We start from the raw sequence: 23,480 nt of genomic DNA on the forward strand, positions 1-23,480 counted from the left end.
CGCAAAAGGGAACGAAAGTAGGGGTAATACCCTTCGGGAAGCAAGCTACATGAATTACCCCTACGCAAGAATAAGGTTTTTAGTCATATCTTGCGTAAGTCCTATTGTTATCAACTGATGTCACTTACTTTCAGAGTAGCTTGAATTGATAACAGTAAACAGGTAAACAGATCCCCAACTTCTTCAAGAAGTCAGGGATCTATATCCAGGGATATAAAAAACCTTGGAACTTAAAAAAACTTGGAATATAAAAAAACTTGGAATATAAAAAAACTTGGAATATAAAAAAACTTGGAATATAAAAAACTCCAAGTCTGAAATTAAGATTTATTGGTTTTTGGTTTTGAGATTTTTTCCTTACAGCGTCAAAGATTGGGGGTTGGTTTCAATCAATTTTGCTAAATCTTGCAAGAATGCAGCCGCATGAGCGCCGTAAATAATACGATGGTCACAGGTGATGTTAACCTTCATTTGTTGACGCACACCAAATAAACCATCTGCGGTAGCGACAACTTGGGGACGAGCAGCAGCGATCGCTAAAATTGAACCTTGTCCTGGTGGTAAAATCGCATCAAAGGTATCGACACCAAACATTCCCAAATTAGACAGAGTAAATGTACCAGTGCTGTATTCCTCTGGTTGTAGTTGTTTCGCTCTGGCTCTGTCTACCAAAGATTTCCAGTTGCGTGACAGAGAATAGATATCTACCTGATCGGCGTTTTGTAACACTGGTGTAATCAAACCACCATCATCCATTGCCACAGCGACAGAAACATTGATATTGGAATGATAAACAATACCTTGATCTGAATAACTGGCGTTAAGTAAAGGATGTTTTTGTAATGTCACCGCTACAGCTTTCGCTAATAGCGCCGTCATGGTGACACCTTTAGATTTAATTTGTTTGTAAAGTTTATCTAATCCATCCGTGGTAATGGTGTAACCAACATGGAATATAGGTACTGCTAGGCTGGCCATCATATTGCGTACCACCGCATTTTGCAGAGTAGTTAATGGTACGACTTGACCAGGAACGGCAGCAACAACTGGGGCGGGTGCAGGTGTTGGTTTTGCCGGAGCAGCGGCGGCGGGGGCGGGTGCAATAGGAGTAATAACCGGGGTAGTAGGTGGCTGAACTTTACCAACAGCAGCTTCTATATCTTCGGCGACAATGCGACCGTAAGGACCACTACCTTTAAGGTTATTTAAATCAACTCTTAATTCTTTCGCCAACTTGCGAGCGCGGGGTGAAGCTACTAACCGTCCTTCCCGATGGTTTGAGCCATTTTGAGAAGCTGTTGCAGGTGCGGCTACAGTTGCCGCAGCGGCCACAGGTACGGGCGCGGGTGCGGATGCAGGTGCGGCTTCAGCTACAGCACTACCACCACCAGCCATAGCCTTAGCGGCTTCTATTTCTGCTTCTGTTTCGGCAACGTAAGCGATCGCCGCACCAACAGGGGCGCTTTCACCAGCTTGGACAATGATATGGGCTAGAAATCCTTCATAGAAAGTTTCCACATCCATATCAGCCTTATCTGACTCGACAACCACCACTGTTTCGCCTTTTTCCACTTTATCCCCCGGCGACTTCACCCAAGAGACTATCTTTCCCTCAGTCATGGTGGAACTCAGCGCCGGCATAAATACTTCATGAATGCTCATAATGGTGGTTTCAGAATCAATAATTTTATGGACTTTAACAAATGTCGCCAGATCGAATTGTATCTTGCTATGAGGATTTTAGAGCAAATGATTGGGGACTGGGGACTGGGGACTGGGGACTGGTGACTGGTGACTGGGTAATCAATTTTATTTTTCCCAATTACCAATTACCCATTACCAATTATCAACAGGACTTACGCAAAAGGGAACGAAAGTAGGGGTAATTCATGAATTACCCCTACGCAAGAATAAGGTTTTCAGTCACATCTTGCGTAAGTCCTATGGAACTCAAAACAAAGGTAGATGTCTATAAATAAAGCAATCATTAATAGTTCGTCAATAGCAACTAAGATTGCTGTATGTAGCCAGAGTCAAGGTATCTAGGAAATCACCTGTCACCTGCTATATATATCCTCCTTACCACTCCTTCACACACAAAACCTGCTCATCAGCAGTTACTAGGGGTGAAAGTTAAATCTAAAACTCTTGGAACTTTCCCTTTCAATACTATTATTATGTCGGCAAAGCTCAAATTTCTTTTAATTTTGATACTCAGCATCTTTGCCACTGCTGCTGGGGTTTATGTGATGCAGCGACAGCCTTCTGCTTTGATGACTGGAACTGCTAATGGACAACAGCAGCAGTTATATGTAGAACAAGATTCATCAGCATTGCTGACTTATCCTGAACGTTCTCATTATAAAACTATTCCTTTAGAAAGTATCAATTCTATTCTCCAAGGCAGTGACCCTGCTACTCTGGCTTTAAATATTCTAGATGATGTGAAATCTATAGAGGTCAAGCCGCAAGTAGAGGTAGCTTATCCCCAACCAAACCAAGCTTTAGTGACAATTACAAAACTCAATCCAGTAAAAAATAATTCAGTTAATTCAGTAAGTGCAATTAAATATCGAGTAGAGATGAGCCGCTTTGGGCGATCGCTCTTGGTTAGTTCACCCCCAGTCTGGGAAATTATCTGGGCCGGTTCTCAAGTCCAATGTTTCTCAAAAACTCCAGCCCAAAATAATTTGACCCAAAACTGTGATTAGTTGGGAATTGGGAATTGGGAATAAATAGGGGTTGCTGAGAAAGTCTTTCCGTGAGGGCATAGGAGTCAGGAGTCAGGAGTCAGGAGTCAGGAGTCAGGAGTCAGGAGTCAGGAGTCAGGAGTCAGGAGGAGATTTGAAAATTTCTTTGCCATCTCTTGAAATCCCAAAAAATGCACACTTTTTCCGGTATACCCTTCAAAACCCTTGCACTAATTTCTGTGTTTATCAGCCTCTAACCTTTGATATATCAAGGTTTTAGGTTTATTCAGCAAACCCTAAATAATTATCTATTCACTGTCCCCAGTCACCAGTCACCAGTCACCAGTCCCCAGCGATGCACTGAGCTTGTCGAAGTGTCCCCAGTCCCCAGTCCCCAGCGATGCACTGAGCTTGTCGAAGTGTCCCCAGTCCCCAGTCTCCAGCGATGCACTGAGCTTGTCGAAGTGTCCCCAGTCCCTAATAACTAAACATCTCCGCGAATTTCTTCGACTACACCATCACGGAGGACAATTTCAACTTGCATTTTACTAATGAGGTTGTCTCCAGTTTCTATCTTGAAAAAGCCTTCCATTTGAAATTGGTTAACTTCTTGATCTAACTCCAGATACTGCACTTGCTGAAGGTTTTGTAGTGATTGGTTTTTTTGCTCTAGCAGTTCACTTTTCTTTTGATTAACCTGAAGTTGGATATTGTCAATTTGTTGTATGGTTTGGGGTCCTGGTGGTTGTAAACTCTGTTTTTGTATGGCGGTTATTGCTCTTTGTCCTTCAATATCTAGCTGTTGCAGTTGCTGATCTAGTTGATTGATCTGCCCTTGCAATTGCTGTTGTACTTCCTCTTTCCAGAGAGGAGTAACAATAGCTTTGACGTTAACGACGCGCTTTAAAAGTAATTGAGGGTTGGATACATCCATAAAAATTTCACGTTCACTCTGATAGTTTGCAAGTGGAGTTATTTGGCAAACATTCCGTCAATAATATCTCGATATCGTTCCATGACAACGTGACGACGAATTTTTAAAGTTTGTGTCATCATGCCATTTTCAATGGAAAAGGGTTCGAGAATTAGTGTGAATGGTCCAATTCTGTCATCGGCTCTGTAACCTGGACGGTTTTTGACTTCCCGATTCAATTCCTGCCGATATAAATCCTGAATTATTTTACTCTCTAAGTCAATTTTTTGACTGGTTGAGCCAGTATGATCATCTTGAGTGCTTAATTTCAAATTCTGACTTTCTGCCCATTTTTCTAAGGCTTCCAGGTTGGGAACAATTAAAGCTCCTAGACTGCGCTCGTCTTGTCCTACGAGCATAATTTGATCAATATAGGGCGATCGCAAACAAGCATTTTCTATGGGTTGCGGTTCAATATTTTCCCCATTGCTCAAAACAATTGTATCTTTAGCCCTACCAGTCAGCACCAAATCATTTTGGGGTGTCACCCAGCCCAGATCACCGCTATCAAACCAACCTTCCGCATCTATGACTTTTTTTGTCGCTTCTGGATTTTTGTAATATCCTTGCATCACTTGTGGTCCTTTGAGCAACACCAAACCTCGTTTTCCTGCTGGTAAGGGTTGTCTCGTTTCTGGATCAACTATTCTAACTTCTGTTCCCGGTATTGGTTGCCCTGATGAACCCCGCAAATTTCGCCACGGACGACGGGCGTTTGTCACTGGTGAGGTTTCTGTTAAACCATAGCCTTGTAAAATCTCTACACCAATAATTTCAAAAAAGTTGTCTATATGTCGGGGTAGCGCCCCACCACCACTAATTACTTGCTTTATTCTGCCCCCTGTGGCTTCTCGCACTTTAGCATAAACTAATTTTTCTCCCAGTGCTTGAAACGGTGATAAGGCTAATTTTACTATTTTCGCCCCTATTCGCTCCATATCTGAGGCATTAACATGATCTAAACTCAATCCCTGGGCAATGCGTCGCGCTGTGATATATTTCTGGCTCATGTCCAAGAAAAATTTAATCAACTTCTGTTTATTGGCTGGTTGGCTGCGGAACTGCTTTTGTACTCCTTCATAAATTGATTCCCACAACCGGGGTACAGCAAACATGAAATGGGGTTTGAATTCTTTGAAATCATCTTTTACTGAGCGTAAATTAGTGTAAATTTGTGTACAACCTTGAGAAAGTAAAAAATACTCTCCACTGCGTTCATAACTATGCCATGTCGGCAGAATGCTAAGGACTATATCTCCTGGTTGTGGTTGAACTATAGTTCCCAAGGTCTTGACTTGGTGCAGCAAATTTTGATGAGAAAGCATCACACCTTTAGGTTTGCCTGTAGTCCCAGAGGTATAAATTAAGGTTGCCAAGGCATCACCGCTGGGTTTATTTGCTACTAAAGTTTGGTTGCTACCAATGTCTAGTAATTGGGTAAAATTGAGCAGTTGATAATTTTCTGCTGTTGGTGGTGTTTCATCAGAAAGTAAGACTACGAATTTAATCGGTAAGTCTTGCAAACCAGCTTCTAGTTTTTTGACTGTCTTGATATCTTCAACTACCAGCCCCGTACTACCACTATTGGCGATAATATATAGTAATTCTTCCCTTTCAGCTTGGGCGCTACGCACTGCGTTTACTGCTCCCGCAGTCATGATCCCTTGATCAGCAATAAACCAGCGCGGACTGTTATCTGCTATCAGGGAAATGCGTTGTCCAGTGCTAGATGTTTCATCCTCACCCATATTCACCCCTAAAACCTGCAAACCCGCTGCAAATCGTTGAATTTGTAAGGATAGCTGAGAATAGGTAATCTTTACTTCGGGTTTTGCGTGGGGGTTATGCAAGGCAACAATATTACCAAATTTCCTGGCAGCCAAAGTCCATATTTCTGGCAACGACTCAACATTTGTGTAATCTGCCAAACTTTGCAATGCTCGGTATTCTCGCTCAGTGACGTTGGATAAAAAAGAGGAATCAGGTTGTATTTTTGACATAGCACTTAGTTGTTTAGTGTTTAGTGTTTAGTAAATTTGTGATTTTTCTAATAACAGTATTAGATATCAGCTTTCCTGACTGTGTATGACAGTAGCACAATTTCCACAGTTCTATTGACCAAACCTTATGCTAAACTAAATTTATATAGATTAAATGCAATAGTTCTTTCTTGGTATAGTTCCATGTATTTTACTGCGTCAGCTACCCAATGACCAATTCATAGTTACTAATTCATAATTCTTAATTCTCTCAAACCTATTTGCATAAGTCAAAAAACCAGGTTGCTCTACAGTCTAGAGATGATGAATTATGAATTATTACTGCCTAATTTCTGAAGGAGGTGATTAGCTATAGGTTTAATTGAGGCATTATTAATTACTATCATCAATGCTTTTGCTTGTCTAGCTTTGCCCAAGTTTCTATATATGCTGTCTTCTGGCAAAACCAAACTACCTAAACCTTCACTGATAGATTCTAGGTTGAATACAGCTAAAGTAGAAGTTACGAGTTTTCCCTATTGTACAGTTTACCATTTGACTGGTAGCCAATTTTGTAAATTTAGCCCTCAATTTTGTTCTCGGTGTTCTCCTGGCTGGGGAGAATAAATAGCTTATTTAGGGGTTGCTGAGAAAGTCTTTCCGTGAGGGCATAGGAGTCAGGAGTCAGGAGTCAGGAGGAGATTTGAAAATTTCTTTGCCATCTCTTGAAATCCCAAAAAATGCACACTTTTTCCGGTATACCCTTCAAAACCCTTGCACTAATTTCTGTGTTTATCAGCCTCTAACCTTTGATATATCAAGGTTTTAGGTTTATTCAGCAAACCCTATTTAGCTTATTTGGTTTGGGGAAAGGTTAAAAGTTTTTGCTTTTTCCTTTACCTCTTCCTCTGAATTTTAAGTTTTTTAAAGTTATAATTAGTTATGTAAAGTATTTGATTTATTTATATACAGCAAAAGAAATTCAAAATCGAATAATTGCCCTAAGATCAAAGTTATAGTTCATACTAGATCAGACCAGCAACCAAGTTTCACAAAGGGAGAATGATCTATGAGTTTAATAGATGGTATACTTATAACTTTGTTAAATACGGTTGTCTGTTTGGTTTTACCTAAATTTTTATCTGTCATACTTCCTGTGAAAAAGACGCAAATAAATCAGGAAGAACAAAAGATTACTGAGATGACTGTCCCTACATCAGAACATATTCCAGAAATTCCCAGTTTTTCTTTAAGATAGAAACTACTCGCCTATCAGAATTAATAATGAAATAATGAAATGCTGAGATTCTCGACTTCTTGAAGAAATCGAGAATCTTGTTAGTAATTAGTGTTACCTCTTAACAATTTGTTCCATCGTCACATACTGAGGTTCGGCACTGGGAGTAAATTTACACTTAGAAAGTGGTGTAAAAGGTTCTATTCCAGTACCGTCATTTTTGATTTCTACACCCTGCATCATTCCCAAATCTTCATGAATGAGAATGTGACAATGCAGCACATATTCACCATAGTAGTCTGGGAATCGCTGCACAATTATTTTGCTCGATGCTCTGGCGACAGCGATAGTATCATACCAACGCCAATTACTGGAATCATCTGGTCCGTTGGGATCTATTTTGTCCCCTACTACTTGGAAGGGATTAACATGAATATGGAATGGATGGGGTGAACCACCTGTTCCTTTGTCTCCACCAGAAACATTTTTGATAGTCCAAATTTCTGCTGTGTTCACACCTACGATAATTTTCTTATCTTCATCTACACCATATCCATCTACACCATATTGATGTTCATTCACTGCATACTTTCCGTACTTATTAACAACATCTTTTCCTGCTCTTAAGGGAATACTAAAGCGTACATCTTGGACTGGGCGTTTTAATAATCCTGCTGCTGTAAACAGTTCCTGATATTCGATAGGTTGTAAATAATCAGGTAACTTTCCGGGTATTAAATAATCATTGGTTGTAGGATCTGGATCATTGCCATTTTCGGCGGATGTGCTGACTTTGATGGTAGCTAAAAGCTCTGGTTTGGTGATTCTTATATCTGTCCACACATCTTTGATCAAAGATAATGTACTCCCATCTTCAATGCTATCTGGCAACCACAAGATAAAATCGGCTCGATTCCCAGGAGCAAGATCCCAGCCTTTAGTGCCTGTGGATTGGGGGTTTTTACCATAGAAGGAAATACCATCCACGGCGATCAGATACATCGGCACGATCTGATCATAATAGGCTTCTTTTTTGTCAAAATTTTCGGGCTTGAAGTTTTTCACCAGCTTGAGATTGGTGAAACTACGTGGTGTTGCTCCCCCATTGATAAACCGCCAACGCTGCCACTGTTTTTTATTGACTTTAATAGTTGGTTGATAAAGTCCATTGACTAAAAAGGTGGCGCGAACACTTGTTTGTGATTCTTGTGGGTAAATGTCGGTTTGTTTTGCCAGTCCACCAATTACTTCTTGTACTAACCAAACTTTATCCAGTTCTGAAGGTACTATTTCATTTTCTTTGGGTTCAGGAATAATTATTGCCCCTACTAGTCCGTTGGATACCTGTAACCCAGATGACCCATGCAGGTGGGAGTGATACCAGTGCGTACCAGGTGCATGAAAGTCTGGTAATTTTACGGTGTATTGCTGGCTTTTACCAGGATTCACTGATATGAGTACGCTGTCAGAGGCGATGCCATTTTTCATCTCTGGTGATACGTGCAAACCGTGAAAATGCAAGTTCGTGGTGTTGAAACAACCTGGTGCATAATTGTCTTGAGTCATGCTAATGTGACATTCACCTTGATCTATCACCGGAAATTGGTTGTTAAAATTGATGTTCAGTTCGTCTCCTGGTTGGATATATAACGCTTCTCCGGGAACATGACAGTTATAAGTACGTACCTCTATGGATTGATAGGTCAATTCATCTTTCTCTGGATCTATTTGCTGACCTGGTATTTGCAATGAGGCTATTCTTGTATTGATTGTGTGGTTCAGTTTTCCCCCAGCACTTTTGATTTTGCTGAGTTCTTGAAATTCCTGATGAATGGGAACTGGGATTTTGGTATCACAATTTTCAATTATTGTTGTTCCCTGTGCTGTATGACTACCTTCCGCTTGGGCTATTTTCGGTAAGGCTAGGGCAGCAGCAGTGATCACACCTGCACCGATAAACTGACGACGAGTAAAAACAGATTTTTCTGGTTCTGATGGGAACTGTTCTTGCTGTGTCATGGCAAACTCCTGATATATGTGGAAATACTGTTAAAAATCGATGCGTTAATATTGCGGAAATCCTCTTTAAATTAGTGTTTCTGCAATTGCGTATAGGTTGGATTCAGATTATAGACGTGGATTGCAGTATAAGATATGACTTATGACTTATGCAAAACTTGACTCAAAACCTGATTCTTGCGTAGGGGTAATTTATGAGTTACCTCTACTTTCGTTCTGTTGTGCATAATTCCTGTAAGTAAGTCTGAGGTAATGTGTAACTAAATTTTTCCTAGTTTTAAATATTTTCTTGTAAGTAAATTTGCTTAAATTACACATTACCTAGATTAATCAATTACAGTTGATGACTGTAGTTATAAAATGATTACTCCCACTGCAAACACATATTAGTTTCACAAGTCTTTTACGTGTGTCTGAGTTATTTTTTTACCCGCGACGAATGCTAGAGCGCAGTACATTCACTTCTTGAATTAAGTCAACAATCCGCTTTTTCGCTTCCTTTGCAGAACTTTTATCTTTTCCTCCTAAAGCTAGTCTAGCTTCTGTCCAATCACGGATAATTTGTTCTTCTTCTGCTTCGTCTCCCTCATCTAAAAGCATGAAGCGACGGAAATATGGTACATCCCATTCAACCATGTGTGTCCAGACATCGTAGGGAGCAATAGTCCAATCAATTTGCCAAACTTGTTGAAGGAGTCGAAGGAAAACCTTTTCTTCACTGGTGCGATCGCCGCTATCTACTAATGATGCAAGTGCTGCGCTTAATTGTCCTTTATCCATTTTACCCTCCAAATTATTTTGGATGATTTTTTCTTTTATATCTTACACGGATTATTCCATTATCTATGTGTAAATTTATTGCAATCTATAAAAAAATCATCAATGAAGAGAAGCTTTAGTATACAAAATTTAATAAAACATAAATTATATTTTAAATTCAAGTTAAACAAACATATACTTTATCTAATTCTGACTACAAAGTTTATTTAACAAGGGTTTTGGCGTTTAATCAAATCAGATACTTATGCAAAAACCAAGTAGTTACGATTTGATTAACGGCAAAATTATCTAAACAATAATAAATAATAACAGTTGGTAAAAAGTTGGTATTTATTAGCAATTGGTTGGTATACAAAAATATGAAAAGATTTGTATCAGATTCTATATTTAAATCAAATTACAAATTATTTACTTGTCAGAAATAAGAGAATATGGCAAATAATAATAAAGCTAGGAAAATGCTATTATCTCTGAAAATATTACTGTGGAATTTCTGACCCCATCTTTTGATGCTCAAGCCAATAATTATGATCAACGTGCGGGTTTATCTGAAGAACTTTGTCGGCAAATTGTGAAAGTTGCGCTTGCTTATGGTGAAGTACAACCTAATGATTTAGTTGTCGAAGTTGGTGCGGGTACAGGCATAATTGGTCAGTGGTTTGTACAATCATCATGCCATTACATAGGTTTTGATATCTCCCCAAAAATGCTGGAGGTTTATAAATCGAGGCTGTATAGCAATAAAAGTAATAAAGATAACTGGACATTGTTAACAGCCGATGGTAACGAAAAGTGGCCTGTGGCAGATGCTACAGCCCGCGTGATTTTCAGTTCCAGAGCTATTCACCTCTTGGATACAAAACATACCGTCAATGAATTATTTAGAGTAGCGAGCGATCGCACCCTTTTTTTTATTGGACGTATCCAAAGACACAAATACAGCATCAAAGAACAAATCAGACAACAGATGCAAAAACTATTACAAAGTCACGGGTTGTCAGGAAAAGGGGGAGAAAAAAAACAGCGTCAACTGATGGAACTATGTGTACAACGTGGGGCAAAAGAAATAGAACCAGTAGTAGTGAGTGAGTGGAAAGTTACCAGTACACCACAGGAATCTATAGATAATTGGCAAAAAAAACCAGGTTTGGGGGGTATCAACCTGGGACAAGAAATCAAACAAAACATCCTAGAAGAACTGCAACTCTGGGCTAAAGCCACCTATGGCCGACTAGATGAGCAGATGGAATCCCAAGAAGCCTACATTTTACAAGGCGTGTATTTAGTGGGTGACTGGTGATTGGTGATTGGGGACTGGTGATTGGGGACTGGGTGAGAAAAACTAAGTCTTTATCCTGACTCCTGACTCCTGACTCCTGACTCCTGACTCCTGACTCCTACTATAAAACTCAGGTAAAAATTCTCATCAAAATTATGACAAATACAATTCCGGCCTTAGACAATCAACTATTATCACAATTGGGACAATCTATAGTTCAAGGTTCTCTCAGTGATCAAAAATTACTCGCACAGACATCTTTAGAACCATCAATCAAGATTTTGCCCCATGCTTGCGTTCTCAAAATAGGTGGTCAAAGTTTCATTGACAGGGGAAGGGCGGCAGTTTTTCCTTTAATAGAGGAAATAGTGGAAAACTTAGGCCAGCACAAAATGATTATTGGTACTGGAGGCGGTACGAGGGCGCGTCATGCTTATAGTGTGGGCTTAGATTTAGGTTTACCCACAGGAGTTTTAAGTGTTCTGGGAACTTTTGTGAGTATGCAAAACGCCAGAATGATTCATTATTTATTAGCAGAACATGGCATACCTTTTATTGAACCAGTGCAGTTTCCCCAGTTACCTTTATATTTAGCAGAAAGGGGAGCAGTGGTTTTCTTTGGAATGCCTCCTTACACTTTTTGGCATGAAAACCCGACTAATGGCAGAATACCACCCCATCGCACAGATACAGGCGCTTATTTAGTCAGCGAAGTATTTGGCGCTAAGTCCATGATTTTTATCAAAGATGAAGAAGGACTTTATACAGCAGATCCTAAAAAAGAAAGAAACGCCAAATTAATCAAAAAAGTTTCTGTGTCTGAACTCAAAAGTTTAGATTTGCAGGATGTAATTATCGAACGTTCAGTATTAGATTTAATGGCTAATGCTACTAATAGCCGTTCTATTAGAGTAATTAATGGACTGACAAAAGGCAATTTAACTAGAGCTTTGAATGGCGAAGATATCGGTACACTCATCTACGCTGATGAAAATTAGCTAGATATTTGATGGAAATTGAATTGTAAAATGTGAAATAAGGTGGTATTTATCCAATGGTACAAACAAATATTAATGGTGATTACAGACAACATTTAACATCCCTATTAATGCGCGAAAGTTTAATGGATAGGGATGTAGAATTAACCACAGAAGAAAAATTAACAGAAGCACCAATTATTAGAATGCTTCCAGATACTCATGTAGTAAAAATTGGAGGTAGATCAATTATTGATGCTGGGAGGGCGGTTACTTATCCAGTCATTGAAGCTTTAGGCCAAGTTTTACAATCGAAAAAATTAATTATTGGCGCTGGTGGTGGTGTTAGAACTCGTCATGTTTTTTCCATTGGTATTGACTTAGGAATGCCCACCGGTGTATTAGCTACATTAGCTCAAGCTGATGCTTTGGGTAATGCACATATTTTAGGTGCGTTACTTGCTCCCTATGGAGTTGTAGCCATTCCCCCGGAAATTTTTGGACACCTTTTACCCCTATTTATTAGAACTGTTCCAGGTGTAATTTTTAGTGGTGTTCCTCCTTATTCTTTATGGGAACATCCCCCAGAAATTGGGCGTGTACCTCCTCATGGTAGTGATGCAGGAGCATTTTTATTAGCCGAGTGTTTTGGTTGTGAAACTGTCACCTTAGTTAAAGATGTTGATGGTTTATTTGATGAAGATCCTAAACAAAACTCTCGCGCTAATTTTATTCAGGAAATATCTACATCAGAAATCAAACACGGAAATTTCCAAACCCTACCTTTTGAAAGAATTTTAGTAGATTTGATGGCACATTCTCGATTAATTAAACGGGTGCAAATTGTTAATGGTTTACATCCAGAAACAATCATTGCGGCTGTAGAAGGTGAACACGTAGGAACAATGATTTATGCTGATTAAAACTGAAATCATAGCATATTTCATCTAAGTGAATTATACCATTAGCGGGCAAGATGCCCGCACCACAATCATGGTCTAATTAATACATAATTACAATACATAATTGAAGGATGAACAGGTTGAAAACAGCCGTTTTATCACCAATTACCAATTACCAATTACCAATTACCAGCTTTAACTAGACAACTAGCAAATTAAGTTAAGATACATTATTTTTTACCTTTTTCCCGTCGCCATCTAGCTCTAACTAAACGAATTTCATCAAAGGTATAACTTTCTCCTAAATATTCCCTAATAGGAGTTAAAGAAATATCACCCAAAACATCAATAACCTGCCAAATTTTCTTTTGTCGCTCAAAAGGTACTAATAAATTTAAATCTACAGGTTGATTTTTTTCGATTAAATCAGAAAGATGACGGATAATTGTAGTAGTTCTTACATTGCGTTTTGCAGCAATTTCTTGAATACTAAAACCCTGTTGATGTAATTCAAATGTGGTTGATTCTGTATCAGTTGGGTAATGATCTGTATTTTTGGGTGGTGGAAAACTTTGTTCTTGACAATGGGATTGAATTACTGATAAAAACTTTTCCCCATATTGACTGACTTTATAACTAACTACACCATCCAAGTTAGCAAATTCTTCTAAAGTTTTAGGTTTGACTTGTGCCATTAATTTTAAAGTCGAATCTTGAAAAATCATATAAGGTGGAAAACCCTGTTCATCGGCGATTTGTTTCCGCAAACTTCGCAACCTGTTCATTAAAAGTTCCACATCCAAAGCTTTACTATTCACATCTACTAAATTTAATCTTTGAGAAACAGGAACAGCAATAGAAACCTGGCGTTGTTTTCGCATTACTTCCCAACTTAAAGCATTCAGTTTTAACACCGAATAACCATCATTAGTTTGTTCTAATAAACCTTGATGTAAAAGCGATCTCCCTAACATTCGCCATTGATCAGCAGTTTTATCTTTACCGATACCATAAGTTGATAATTGATCATGTTTATTCAAAGTGATTTTTTGAGTTTTGGCACCTCGTAACACATCAATAATATAACTCATGCCATATCTTTCTTTACACCGCGCTACACAAGATAGAAATTTCATTGCTTCAATAGTCCAATCTTGCACAGGTTTGGGATAACGACAATTATCACAATTACCACAATTTCCGGGAAATCTTTCCCCAAAATAACCTAATTGAATTGTTCTTCTACAGTCTGTTCCTTCAGCATAATCTATGACTTGTCTAAGTTGTTGTTTAGCTATTAATTGTTCTTGGGGATCGGTTTTTTGGTTAATACTCCATTCAATAGTTTTCACATCACCAAAACTAAAAAATAAAGTACACCGTGATGGTTCACCATCTCTTCCTGCACGTCCTGATTCTTGATAATAACTTTCTAAATTACGAGGTAAATCTGAATGAATTACAAACCGCACATCTGGCTTATTAATACCCATACCAAAAGCAATAGTCGCTACCATTACCCGCACATCATCCCGAATAAATTTAGTTTGATTTTTGCTTCTTTCATCATCAGTTAAACCTGCATGATAGGGTAAAGCAGCAACTTTATCATTTTGTAATTTAACAGTTAGTTCATCAACTTTTTTTCGGGTTAAACAATAGATAATTCCTGAACCTTCATTTTCTCTGACTATTTCTAAGATTTCACTGTATGAACGACTGCTTTTAGGACGCACTTCATAATAAAGATTTTGGCGATTAAAACTGGCAATGTGAATACTTGGTTGTTTTAATCCTAATTGTTGAATAATATCTGCTCGCACTCTATCTGTAGCAGTAGCAGTTAAAGCGATAGTTGGGACATGAGCAAAACGTTTTTTTAATAATATTAATTGCCGATATTCTGGGCGAAAATCATGACCCCATTCAGACACGCAATGAGCTTCATCAATAGCAAAATTAGCCAGACCAATTTTTTCTTTAACTACATCTAAAAGCGGTAAAAATCTTTCACTAACTAACCGTTCAGGAGCAACATATAATAATCTAACTTTACCAGTCATAATTGCTTCTTCACGGGAGCGAACTTGATAGGTGTTGAGACTACTATTAAGAAATGTGGCAGCAATATTATTATTTCTCAGTGCTTCCACTTGGTCTTGCATTAATGCTATTAATGGTGATACTACGACTGTTAAACCTGGTTTTAAAAGTGCAGGTAATTGGAAACATAAAGATTTACCCCCACCAGTAGGCATGACTACCATTAAATCCCGATTTTGTAGAGCATCTTCGATAATTTGCCGTTGTCCAGGGCGAAATTGGTCATAACCAAAGTAATGTTTTAAAGATTTTTCTAGTTGGGGATACTGAAGCATGGTAAATGTGTGTGCAGTTTGTTCACGCAGGGATAAGGATATGAAAATTTTAACTCACGCTGGTTACACAACGGGGAATAGTGGCTATAATTATAAACTAGGATTGTCTGATAGTGAAGCGTGGCGTTAGCCATATCAGGATTTCTGGTTACTGAGCGACTTGTACTGAGCCTGTCCTGAGCCTGTCCTGAGCCTGTCCTGAGCCTGTCCTGAGCCTGTCCTGAGCGGTGTCGAAGGGCGGTGTCGAAGGGCGGTGTCGAAGGGCGGTGTCGAAGGGCGGTGTCGAAGGGCGCAGTCGAAGTAAGTCGAAGTAAGTCGAAGTACAGTATTTTAGGATCTACAAGATGAAGATGAGGATTTTATCAGTAATTACCCTGGTTTTTGAATTTTACTATCTTGTGAAAGAATTTAACCTGTAATTTCTTCAGATTAATTTAAAAAAGTGAACTGGATAAACTCATGTTTATTAGTATTGAACAGATTAGAGAGTCTCTTAAATATTTGGAAAAGGTAGATTCTTTTTCGGGAATTACTTTTTTAAAATTTAAGCAATTACAATTGCCAGTAGGTACTACTATTAAATTATCTTTATATTCGGAAATTAAAGATTTCTTAGAAAGATACTATCAACCCTGTAAAGGATCTAAATTTTCTTATAGATGTTTCCGTTTATCAAAAAATCAAGATAGATGGTTGAACCTTGACAAATATGTCAAGTCTATCATAAAGGATATTCATATAACGCTATTTATAGAAGCATTGATCTCTGATAAAATCCTAGAAGAAGAATGGGGATGGAAAGATAAATATATTGGATTTTTAAAATATTTGTTATATAATAAAAAACTAATTCCTGCTTTTCATTTAGCGGTTTGGCTATATCGTGAAAAAGAATGGTCATCTGAAACAACACCAGAAGATATTATTGAACATTTTAAAAATGATTTTTGGTTGAATGAGGAAGAAATCCATCAATTATTTGATATTTCAATTCCTGAAGGAATTAACCGAAATCAGCTTTTTCAAGATACAGTAGTTTCTTGGCAAGAATTAAAAACTGTTATTGGTAAACCTCCAGATATTCTACCAGAAGAAGGTACTTTAACTTATTTAGAAATACAAGGTGTAGGTGCTGCCAAAAAACTTTGTTTTGAACCAGCAGAACGACTGAGCTTAATTACAGGTGATAATGGATTAGGTAAAACTTTTTTACTAGAATGTGTGTGGTGGGCTTTAACTGGACAGTGGGCAAATTTACCAGCATATCCAATGCCAACTGTAACTGAAGATGAACCTGTAATTACATTCACAATTTCTGGAGATTCTGAATCTGATACAGAGAGTATTTCTTATGATTGGCAACTTCAAAGATGGAATGAAATTAAAAATCGCTCAACTATTCCAGGTCTTTTAATTTATGCCAGAGTAGATGGTTCTTTTGCCGTATGGGACACAGCAAAACAATATTTATCATCTTCATCACGTATTAGAAATATTGATAAAAAACCACTTCCTTTTGTGTTTACAAAAGAGGAGTTATGGAATGGTCAGAAAGATGAAAATGGCAATACTTTTATTAATGGATTATTACAAGATTGGACTCAATGGCAAAGTAGACCAGATAAATATCCATTTAATACCTTAGAAGAAGTATTAGCACGTTTATCACCTCCCTCTGAAGGAGATTTAGGAATTTTAAAACCAGGTGAACCTGTCAGACTTCCTTATGATGCTAGAGAAATTCCCACCATAGAACATCCTTATGGAACTGTTTCCATTATTCATGCTTCCGCAGGAGTACAGAGGATAATTACAATGGCATATTTAATAGTTTGGGCTTGGGAAGAACATAAAATTCAATCAAAACTGATCCGCAGAGAACCACAGAAGAGAATGGTTATTTTAGTAGATGAATTAGAAGCACATCTTCACCCCCAATGGCAAAGGGCTATTTTACCTGCTTTGTTAGATGTGAGAGATGATTTAGCATCTGATTTACAAGTGCAAATTATGGTTGCTACTCATTCTCCTCTAGTTATGGCATCTGTAGAACCTAGATTTGATGAAAGAGTTGATAAGCTATTTAGTCTAGAACTGGTGAAAAGCGATTTATTAGGGAATGAAGTCCAAATTGAAGAACTTCCTTTTATCCGTCAAGGTGTGGTAGACTCTTGGTTAATGTCTGATGTTTTCAAATTGCGTCATGCGCGTTCTTTGGAAGCAGAGAAGGCTATAGAAGCAGCAAAAGTTTTACAATTATCAGATAATCCAAATTCGGAAGATGTGGCAAGAGTATCAAATGATTTGGCAAGGTATTTATCAGAAGATGATAGATTTTGGCCAAGGTGGGTTTATTTTGCAGAACAGCATGGAGTAGATTTGTGATTCCGATTAAACCCCAGCCTGAACCTGATGATTTTGATGAAAAAGTTAGAAAAAAAGGTGAAGAATTTTTAAGTAAAGTTCCTAATCCTGAAAAAAAAGATTGGACAAATCGTGATTATTGGCGGAGGGCATTACCGGATTTATACAAAGCTTGTAATCATATTTGTGTATATTCTGCAGAGTGGATTCCTTATCAAACAGGTAGTCCAGCAGTTGATCATTTTATTCCTAAAAGTGTTAAACCTGAACTAGCTTATGAATGGGATAATTTCCGCCTTATTTGCTCAAAAATTAACTCTAACAAAGGAACAAAAGAAGAGATTATAGATCCTTTTTTCTTACCGATAGATAGTTTTATTCTTGATTTTCCTTCTATGGTTATTAAACCTAATCCTAATCTTTTAGAACCACTAAAAAAAAGAGTAATTTATACAATTAAAGAACTAAAACTTAATGAAGAAACGTGGCGATTGGGGCGTTCAGATAAGCTGGTAGATTATTGTAAAAACGAGTATTCTTTAGACTTTTTGAAAAGAAGATATCCCTTTATTGCTTATGAATTAGAACGTCAAGGTTTAGTAGAAGTAGAAAAAATAGCATATATTATGGGCGTGAGATAATTTTATATATATAAAATTATTGTCAGCTTTTTATATATTTTCTAGCTTTTTACGGATGGTTGATTAATGTATCATTAGCGACAACAAAAAAAGATCATAGGAAAAATGGGGAAGAATTTATGAGTTCAAATTCTCAATTTAGGTGTCACAATAAGAATTGTTAACTTTTTTTTCAATCCTCACTATGAAAGCAACTTGGAATGGCGCTATTTTAGCCGAAAGCGATAAAACCGTAGTCGTAGAAGGAAACCATTACTTTCCTGCTGACGCTATTAACAAACAATATTTCAAAGACAGTGATACTCACACCACTTGTTCTTGGAAAGGAGTTGCGAGTTACTACACCATTGAAGTAGATGGACAAGTTAACAAAGATGCAGCTTGGTACTATCCCAGCACCAAAGAGAAAGCGAAAAATATAGAAGGTTATATTGCTTTCTGGAAGGGTGTGAAGGTGGAAGCATAGAATAACATTAAATTACCATAGCCATTTATTTAGCCAGGGAATAAATTCCCTGTCTAATAGCTAAAGTCGGTTAAAACCGACTAATTTTTAGGAAGTAAATGTCTATCGTAAAATTGGGCAACTTTTTGATTTAATGCTTAACCTAACCACATTATAGGTTTAAGCTGATTACTGATTACTGATAGCTGAATGCTGACATTTAATCTTTAGCAATGACAATATCATTTGATTTAATCACAGCATAAGCTTCTGCACCTTCAACTAATCCTAATTCCTCTGCGGATACTTTAGTAATGATTGAAGTTAATTCAACTTTATGTACAATTTCTAAAGTTATTTCACTGTTAACCGTTCCCGTAGTGACTCGTTTAACTACTCCTTTTAAAACATTACGAGAACTAACTTTTAATGGTTTCTTGGGAATAATATTTTCTATCTCAACATTCTGGGTTTCTACTTTCTGTTGGGGGGTTGGTTGTGATATTGTGGGTGCAGATGCAGCAGGTTTTTGATTTAACCCCCGCACCAGTTCCCGCAAAATCTCAGTTTTAGTGCGCTGAGAGTGTTGACAGAACTCTTCTAAAATCTTCCGTTCTTCCTCTGAGGTTTGGAATGTTACCCAACCTTGTTCTTTTCTGGGCATAAGTTTACCAAAAATATACCAATTTATTTGGTACTCATTATTATAGAATCTTGATACAATCCTAGCAGGTAGTGGCAAAAATTAATCATCAAACCCAATACCTAGTTATAGAATTAAATCAGATCAGATAGTATTTGGTTTTGTGAACTGGTTTTGTGAAATTTTTCATCGGTTGTGCAGTTTGGGCTTATAAAGGTTGGGTGGGCGAACTTTACCCCTCTGGAACTCGCACCACGGACTTTTTGCATCTTTACAGTCGTCGTTTTACCACGGTAGAAGGTAATACCACTTTTTACGCTGTTCCTAACCCGGAAACTGTTACTCGTTGGATGACAGAAACACCTCCGGGGTTTGAGTTTTGCCTAAAGTTACCGCGAGATATTACCCATCAACAATTACTGCAACCCCATACTCCTGAAGCGTTAGCATTTTTAAAGAGAATGCAACCATTAGGTAAGCGTTTGGGTCCAATGTTTGCCCAACTACCACCGAGTTACTCACCTGCGTTACTGGATGACTTGCAGACATTCCTGGAAGCATGGCCACGTCAAGATGTACCTTTAGCATTAGAGGTGAGACATGGTGACTGGTTTAAAGAACCTCATTTGAGTAATTTAACAACTTTGTTAGAAAATTTAGGAGTTGGTAGAGTTTTATTAGATACTCGTCCTGTGTATTCTGGGGAAGATGATCCACAATTAGCATCAGAAAGACGTAAACCACAATTACCAGTACAATTTTCTGTCACTGCCAATTTTACATTAATTCGGTTTATTTCCCATCCCCGTTTATCTATGAATGAGCAATTTATGAATGAATGGGTGACATATATTAAAAAGTGGTTATCAGAGGGAATTAAAATTTATTTGTTTGTACATTGTCCTACAGAGGATATGTCTCCTAATAATGCGCGTTATTTTCAACAATTATTAGAGGAAAATGGTGTAGAAGTTCCGCCTTTACCTTGGAATACTATTAGTAATAGTAATCAACTGAGTTTATGGTAAGTAGGTGACAGATCATAGGAATGAAAGCTAATATTAAATCTGTTATTTCTCTTTCCCATACAGAGTATGGGAATGAATTTACAGAAGAATCTGACTTCTATTTTAGTCGAGTCAGAGACTCTATCAAAGCATTCCCAGTCTGGAGACTGGGAACAAGATAAATTAGCAACAAAGAAATATAGCTGCTGCTAGTAGCGTGTTAGCAGGGTTAGTTTTAGATAAACAAGTGATCAGGAAGATTTTCAGGAGTGAAATTATGCGCGAGTCTGTAATTTACCAAGAAATTCTCGAAGAAGGTAAAGCTGAAGGTAAAGCTGAAAAAGCTAGGAATGTAGCAATCAATTTACTAAGAATTGGTATGAGTTTACCACAAATTGCTCAAGTTACAGAGTTATCTATTGAGCAAGTTGAGGAAATACAAAAATCAATTCAAGGATCATAATTGATACCAAAATCCCCGACTTCTGCAATTCAGTCAAAATTTATGGACATGATAATAAAAAAAGTCGGGGATCTAGGGGATCTAATTTAGCAAATTAAGCAAATTAAGCAAATTAAGGCAACCAAAAATTAGGTAAAATTGATTTACCCACATCACGGATAGCTTGATTCACATTTCTCGCTATTTGTATATGATGTTCATCTTGTTCTATAGGTAAAATATTTGCTTTTTTCCCTGTTCCTAAATAATCAATTGCTAAATTTGCAGCTTCCAAACCTGTAACAAAGGCTTTTTCCTGTGACCATGAACCGTGACGGTTAATAATCCAATCACCACTCATAAATACATTATTCAAACTGGTTTTAGCTGGTAACATATTCTGATAACTACCAGGTGAAAAATGTGTAACTGCATTTGCTAAACGAATGACGCTACTATCAATTACTTTTGCTTCTTTAAATTCTGGTACACAAGTTGCTAAATAACCTTGAACTATTTTGACAATTTCCTCATCACTTAAATGTAAAAATTGATTGGCATGATAAAAGTCAACTTCTACAACTGTTTCGGTTTGATTTTTATATTCATCATGCAAAGCATTCAAATCAAAAAAAGTCCATCCGGTTGTATTATCAAATCCAAAACAAGCATTAGAAGGACGAGGAATATTGATTTTTCTGTCAAACCATAACCGAGTCGCTAATACATCTATTGCTCCTAAATTGCTGATATTTCTAAATTCTGCATAATGTTGTAAACTAGGACTATTAGCAACAATTTTTTTCATTCCTGTAATTCCTACAGAAAAAATCACGGCATCAGCATCAAAAACTTGATCACCACAAACTACACCTTTAATCTGATTATTACCACCGACAATTACATCTGTAACTCGATGTTTAGCTAAAACTTTCGCCCCTAACTTTTCTATCTTCTGCACCCAAGGACGAAAGATTTTTTCGCCTACTGTTCCCCGACACCAAACTACATCAAAATCTGGTTGGTGAGCGAGGATAAAATAATATAACATTCCTAAAGTTGCTGCTGCTGAACATTGTTCACCAGGGGCAAATAAACCCACTAATAACATAGGTTCAAATGCTTCTTTATAAAGTCTGGCGGAAACACCAAAAGTTTTGAATAATTCACGGGCAGTTATATAATCATATCTTTGCCAAGCATCATGAGAATTATCAAAATCAATTAAGCTATAAAGTAAAGGTAAGGCGCTGAGTCTGTCAATTAATGGTAATCTTTGAAATTGCGGGTAAATAAAAGTTCCTAATGGGGTTGGGAGTCTGGGTAAATCTTGAAAAATTGGTGATTCAACTTCTAAACCTGCGGGAGAATATTGAGCAGAACGAGTCCAAGTTGTAAAGGGGTTTATTTCTAATTCATTGATGAGAGAAAATATATTTCTGTAAGGATACCAAAATCCATGAATACCGGCTTCTACAGATTTTCCTGCTGAGGTTTGCCAACCTGCTACCAAACCACCAGGATATGGTCCTGCTTCTAAAAGTGTGACATCATAACCTTGTTTTGCTAAATGATAGGTTGCCCCTAAACCCGCCCAACCAGCACCGATAACTACTACCCGTTTTTGTTGTAATTCTGACATTTTTGCACCCATGTTTTTCTGTACAGATAGTTATCATATCGGTTTGAGCAGGGAACAGGGAAAGAAAATTTTAGATTTTAGATTTTAGATTTTAGATTTTAGATTGGAATTGGCAAAAACAATCCAAAATCCAAAATCCAAAATTCTGCCTCCTGTCTCTTTATTAACTATGAATACTGCCATCGGGCATAATAGCACCTGTTAAAAAAGCTTCACTCATATCTGTGGCGTTTAAATTAGCTCTGGTCAAATTTACCTCACACAGATTAGCTTCACTTAAATCAGCGCCGGTTAAATTTGCGCCTTGTAAATTTGCCTTCCACATCCGCACACCTCCCATTTTTGCACCACTTAAATTTGCACCTTGTAAGTTGGCGGCTGTGATTGATGCTTGATGTAAATTAGCATCACATAAATCTGCACCAGTTAATAAAGCTCCACTAAGGTCTGATTCATTTAAATGGGAATTAGTTAGTATAGCTTGAGTTAAATCAGCACCACAAAGAATCACTTCTGATAAATTAGCATTTTCTAGTGTTGCACCTCTGAGATTTGCTTTACTTAAATTTGCTCCACTCAAAGATGCTGCGGTGAGGTTTGCACCTCTGAGGTCTGCTCTACCAAAGTCTATACCACCCAAGTTAGCTCCTTGTAGGTTTGCGGAAGGTAATGCAATACCGTTAAAGCTTCTTTCTCCTCTGGCATACCTAGTTAATAGTTCTTGAATATCCATAGTTTTGAGTTATTTGTACTTAGTTGCAAGATTTAACTTGTATTTGGCGAAAATTTATTTAAGAAAAATACCAAAATAAATACAATTATTAAAACTAAAATCTCAAATATATTAACTATTTTAGTGACCTCAAATTGATCAATATAATGAATGCTACTGATAACATTGATATTGGGAGCATCCGAATTTTGCCAATATAAATGTAGCTACATCAAAAGTTTGAGTGTTTATACCTTGTATGAAGTAGCCATACTGACTCATGAGGGCAATAAACAGGAAATAGGTAATAGAAAGTGTTGAGAAATCATTGAGGATGACTATATATCTATATATATAGTACCTATAAAAA

21 protein-coding genes are annotated in these 23,480 nt (G+C 37.5%); 12 read left to right on the plus strand and 9 right to left on the minus strand.

The window, feature by feature from the left end; genetic code table 11:
- Nucleotides 1-357 precede the first annotated feature (357 nt).
- Complete coding sequence (locus H5968_RS00570) at nucleotides 358-1,662, minus strand: dihydrolipoamide acetyltransferase family protein (RefSeq protein ID WP_187038373.1); 1,305 nt, start codon at nucleotides 1,660-1,662, stop codon at nucleotides 358-360.
- Nucleotides 1,663-2,177: 515 nt separating this feature from the next.
- Between H5968_RS00570 and H5968_RS00575 the strand changes: the two genes are divergently transcribed.
- Both H5968_RS00575 and H5968_RS00580 read left to right on the plus strand, forming a co-directional pair.
- Nucleotides 2,178-2,711, plus strand: coding sequence for a hypothetical protein (locus H5968_RS00575; RefSeq protein ID WP_096568036.1), 534 nt, complete (start codon nucleotides 2,178-2,180; stop codon nucleotides 2,709-2,711).
- Nucleotides 2,712-2,950: 239 nt separating this feature from the next.
- Nucleotides 2,951-3,178: a hypothetical protein gene (locus tag H5968_RS00580; RefSeq protein ID WP_187038374.1), complete on the plus strand. Its 228-nt coding sequence runs from the start codon at nucleotides 2,951-2,953 to the stop codon at nucleotides 3,176-3,178.
- Here H5968_RS00580 and H5968_RS00585 read toward each other — a convergent pair.
- A complete protein-coding gene (locus tag H5968_RS00585; protein ID WP_187038375.1) occupies nucleotides 3,175-3,624 on the minus strand; it encodes a YlqD family protein in 450 nt (149 codons plus the stop codon). The genes H5968_RS00580 and H5968_RS00585 overlap by 4 nt on opposite strands.
- Before the next feature lie 38 nt (nucleotides 3,625-3,662).
- Nucleotides 3,663-5,663, minus strand: a complete 2,001-nt coding sequence (locus H5968_RS00590; protein ID WP_187038376.1) for a long-chain fatty acid--CoA ligase — start codon at nucleotides 5,661-5,663, stop codon at nucleotides 3,663-3,665.
- 1,048 nt (nucleotides 5,664-6,711) lie between these two features.
- Here H5968_RS00590 and H5968_RS00595 point away from each other — a divergent pair.
- Nucleotides 6,712-6,900, plus strand: a complete 189-nt coding sequence (locus tag H5968_RS00595; protein ID WP_187038377.1) for a hypothetical protein — start codon at nucleotides 6,712-6,714, stop codon at nucleotides 6,898-6,900.
- Between the two features lie 93 nt (nucleotides 6,901-6,993).
- Here the strand turns inward: H5968_RS00595 and H5968_RS00600 are convergent, their stop codons facing one another.
- The gene (locus H5968_RS00600) at nucleotides 6,994-8,898 is read right to left on the minus strand and encodes a multicopper oxidase family protein (protein WP_187038378.1); all 1,905 of its coding nucleotides are present in this window, start codon (nucleotides 8,896-8,898) and stop codon (nucleotides 6,994-6,996) included.
- A gap of 426 nt (nucleotides 8,899-9,324) precedes the next feature.
- Nucleotides 9,325-9,678, minus strand: coding sequence for a hypothetical protein (locus H5968_RS00605; RefSeq protein WP_187038379.1), 354 nt, complete (start codon nucleotides 9,676-9,678; stop codon nucleotides 9,325-9,327).
- A gap of 484 nt (nucleotides 9,679-10,162) precedes the next feature.
- Here H5968_RS00605 and H5968_RS00610 point away from each other — a divergent pair, with 484 nt between their 5' ends.
- The 3 genes from H5968_RS00610 (at nucleotide 10,163) to H5968_RS00620 (ending at nucleotide 12,857) form a co-directional block, all read left to right on the plus strand.
- Entirely contained in the window at nucleotides 10,163-10,978 is an 816-nt protein-coding gene (locus H5968_RS00610) for a class I SAM-dependent methyltransferase (RefSeq protein ID WP_187038380.1), read from the plus strand.
- A gap of 134 nt (nucleotides 10,979-11,112) precedes the next feature.
- Nucleotides 11,113-11,955: a uridine kinase gene (locus H5968_RS00615; protein WP_187038381.1), complete on the plus strand. Its 843-nt coding sequence runs from the start codon at nucleotides 11,113-11,115 to the stop codon at nucleotides 11,953-11,955.
- 56 nt (nucleotides 11,956-12,011) lie between these two features.
- Entirely contained in the window at nucleotides 12,012-12,857 is an 846-nt protein-coding gene (locus H5968_RS00620) for a uridylate kinase (protein ID WP_187038382.1), read from the plus strand.
- 209 nt (nucleotides 12,858-13,066) lie between these two features.
- Here H5968_RS00620 and recQ read toward each other — a convergent pair whose 3' ends face one another.
- On the minus strand, nucleotides 13,067-15,214 hold the full coding sequence (gene recQ / locus H5968_RS00625; RefSeq protein WP_187038383.1) for a DNA helicase RecQ: 2,148 nt from the start codon (nucleotides 15,212-15,214) through the stop codon (nucleotides 13,067-13,069).
- 459 nt (nucleotides 15,215-15,673) lie between these two features.
- On the opposite strand from recQ, the gene H5968_RS00630 reads away from it, so the two are divergent.
- The 3 genes from H5968_RS00630 (at nucleotide 15,674) to H5968_RS00640 (ending at nucleotide 18,685) form a co-directional block, all read left to right on the plus strand.
- The gene (locus H5968_RS00630; protein ID WP_187038384.1) at nucleotides 15,674-17,599 is read left to right on the plus strand and encodes an AAA family ATPase; all 1,926 of its coding nucleotides are present in this window, start codon (nucleotides 15,674-15,676) and stop codon (nucleotides 17,597-17,599) included.
- Nucleotides 17,596-18,219 carry an HNH endonuclease gene (locus H5968_RS00635; RefSeq protein ID WP_187038385.1) on the plus strand — a complete coding sequence of 208 codons (624 nt, stop codon included), beginning with the start codon at nucleotides 17,596-17,598 and terminating at the stop codon, nucleotides 18,217-18,219. Before H5968_RS00630 ends, H5968_RS00635 begins: the two co-directional genes overlap by 4 nt.
- A 184-nt stretch (nucleotides 18,220-18,403) precedes the next feature.
- Complete coding sequence (locus tag H5968_RS00640; protein WP_187038386.1) at nucleotides 18,404-18,685, plus strand: DUF427 domain-containing protein; 282 nt, start codon at nucleotides 18,404-18,406, stop codon at nucleotides 18,683-18,685.
- 199 nt (nucleotides 18,686-18,884) lie between these two features.
- On the opposite strand, the gene H5968_RS00645 is transcribed toward H5968_RS00640, so the two are convergent.
- Nucleotides 18,885-19,328, minus strand: coding sequence for a molybdopterin-binding protein (locus H5968_RS00645; protein WP_187038387.1), 444 nt, complete (start codon nucleotides 19,326-19,328; stop codon nucleotides 18,885-18,887).
- A 155-nt stretch (nucleotides 19,329-19,483) separates the two neighbouring features.
- Here H5968_RS00645 and H5968_RS00650 point away from each other — a divergent pair, with 155 nt between their 5' ends.
- From H5968_RS00650 to H5968_RS00660, 3 genes are read left to right on the plus strand one after another with little or no spacing between them, the layout of a single operon-like run.
- Entirely contained in the window at nucleotides 19,484-20,335 is an 852-nt protein-coding gene (locus H5968_RS00650) for a DUF72 domain-containing protein (RefSeq protein ID WP_187038388.1), read from the plus strand.
- A gap of 20 nt (nucleotides 20,336-20,355) precedes the next feature.
- Nucleotides 20,356-20,496, plus strand: coding sequence for a hypothetical protein (locus tag H5968_RS00655; protein WP_187038389.1), 141 nt, complete (start codon nucleotides 20,356-20,358; stop codon nucleotides 20,494-20,496).
- A 35-nt stretch (nucleotides 20,497-20,531) separates the two neighbouring features.
- Nucleotides 20,532-20,777: a hypothetical protein gene (locus tag H5968_RS00660; protein ID WP_370569733.1), complete on the plus strand. Its 246-nt coding sequence runs from the start codon at nucleotides 20,532-20,534 to the stop codon at nucleotides 20,775-20,777.
- Between the two features lie 112 nt (nucleotides 20,778-20,889).
- Here H5968_RS00660 and H5968_RS00665 read toward each other — a convergent pair whose 3' ends face one another.
- Together H5968_RS00665 and H5968_RS00670 are read right to left on the minus strand one after the other, a co-directional pair.
- Complete coding sequence (locus H5968_RS00665; RefSeq protein ID WP_370569734.1) at nucleotides 20,890-22,410, minus strand: FAD-dependent oxidoreductase; 1,521 nt, start codon at nucleotides 22,408-22,410, stop codon at nucleotides 20,890-20,892.
- A 151-nt stretch (nucleotides 22,411-22,561) separates the two neighbouring features.
- On the minus strand, nucleotides 22,562-23,131 hold the full coding sequence (locus H5968_RS00670) for a pentapeptide repeat-containing protein (protein WP_096568061.1): 570 nt from the start codon (nucleotides 23,129-23,131) through the stop codon (nucleotides 22,562-22,564).
- Between the last annotated feature and the right edge of the window lie 349 nt (nucleotides 23,132-23,480).

Origin of the sequence: Sphaerospermopsis sp. LEGE 00249 (genome assembly GCF_014299995.1) — a bacterium.
GTDB lineage: Bacteria > Cyanobacteriota > Cyanobacteriia > Cyanobacteriales > Nostocaceae > Sphaerospermopsis > Sphaerospermopsis kisseleviana.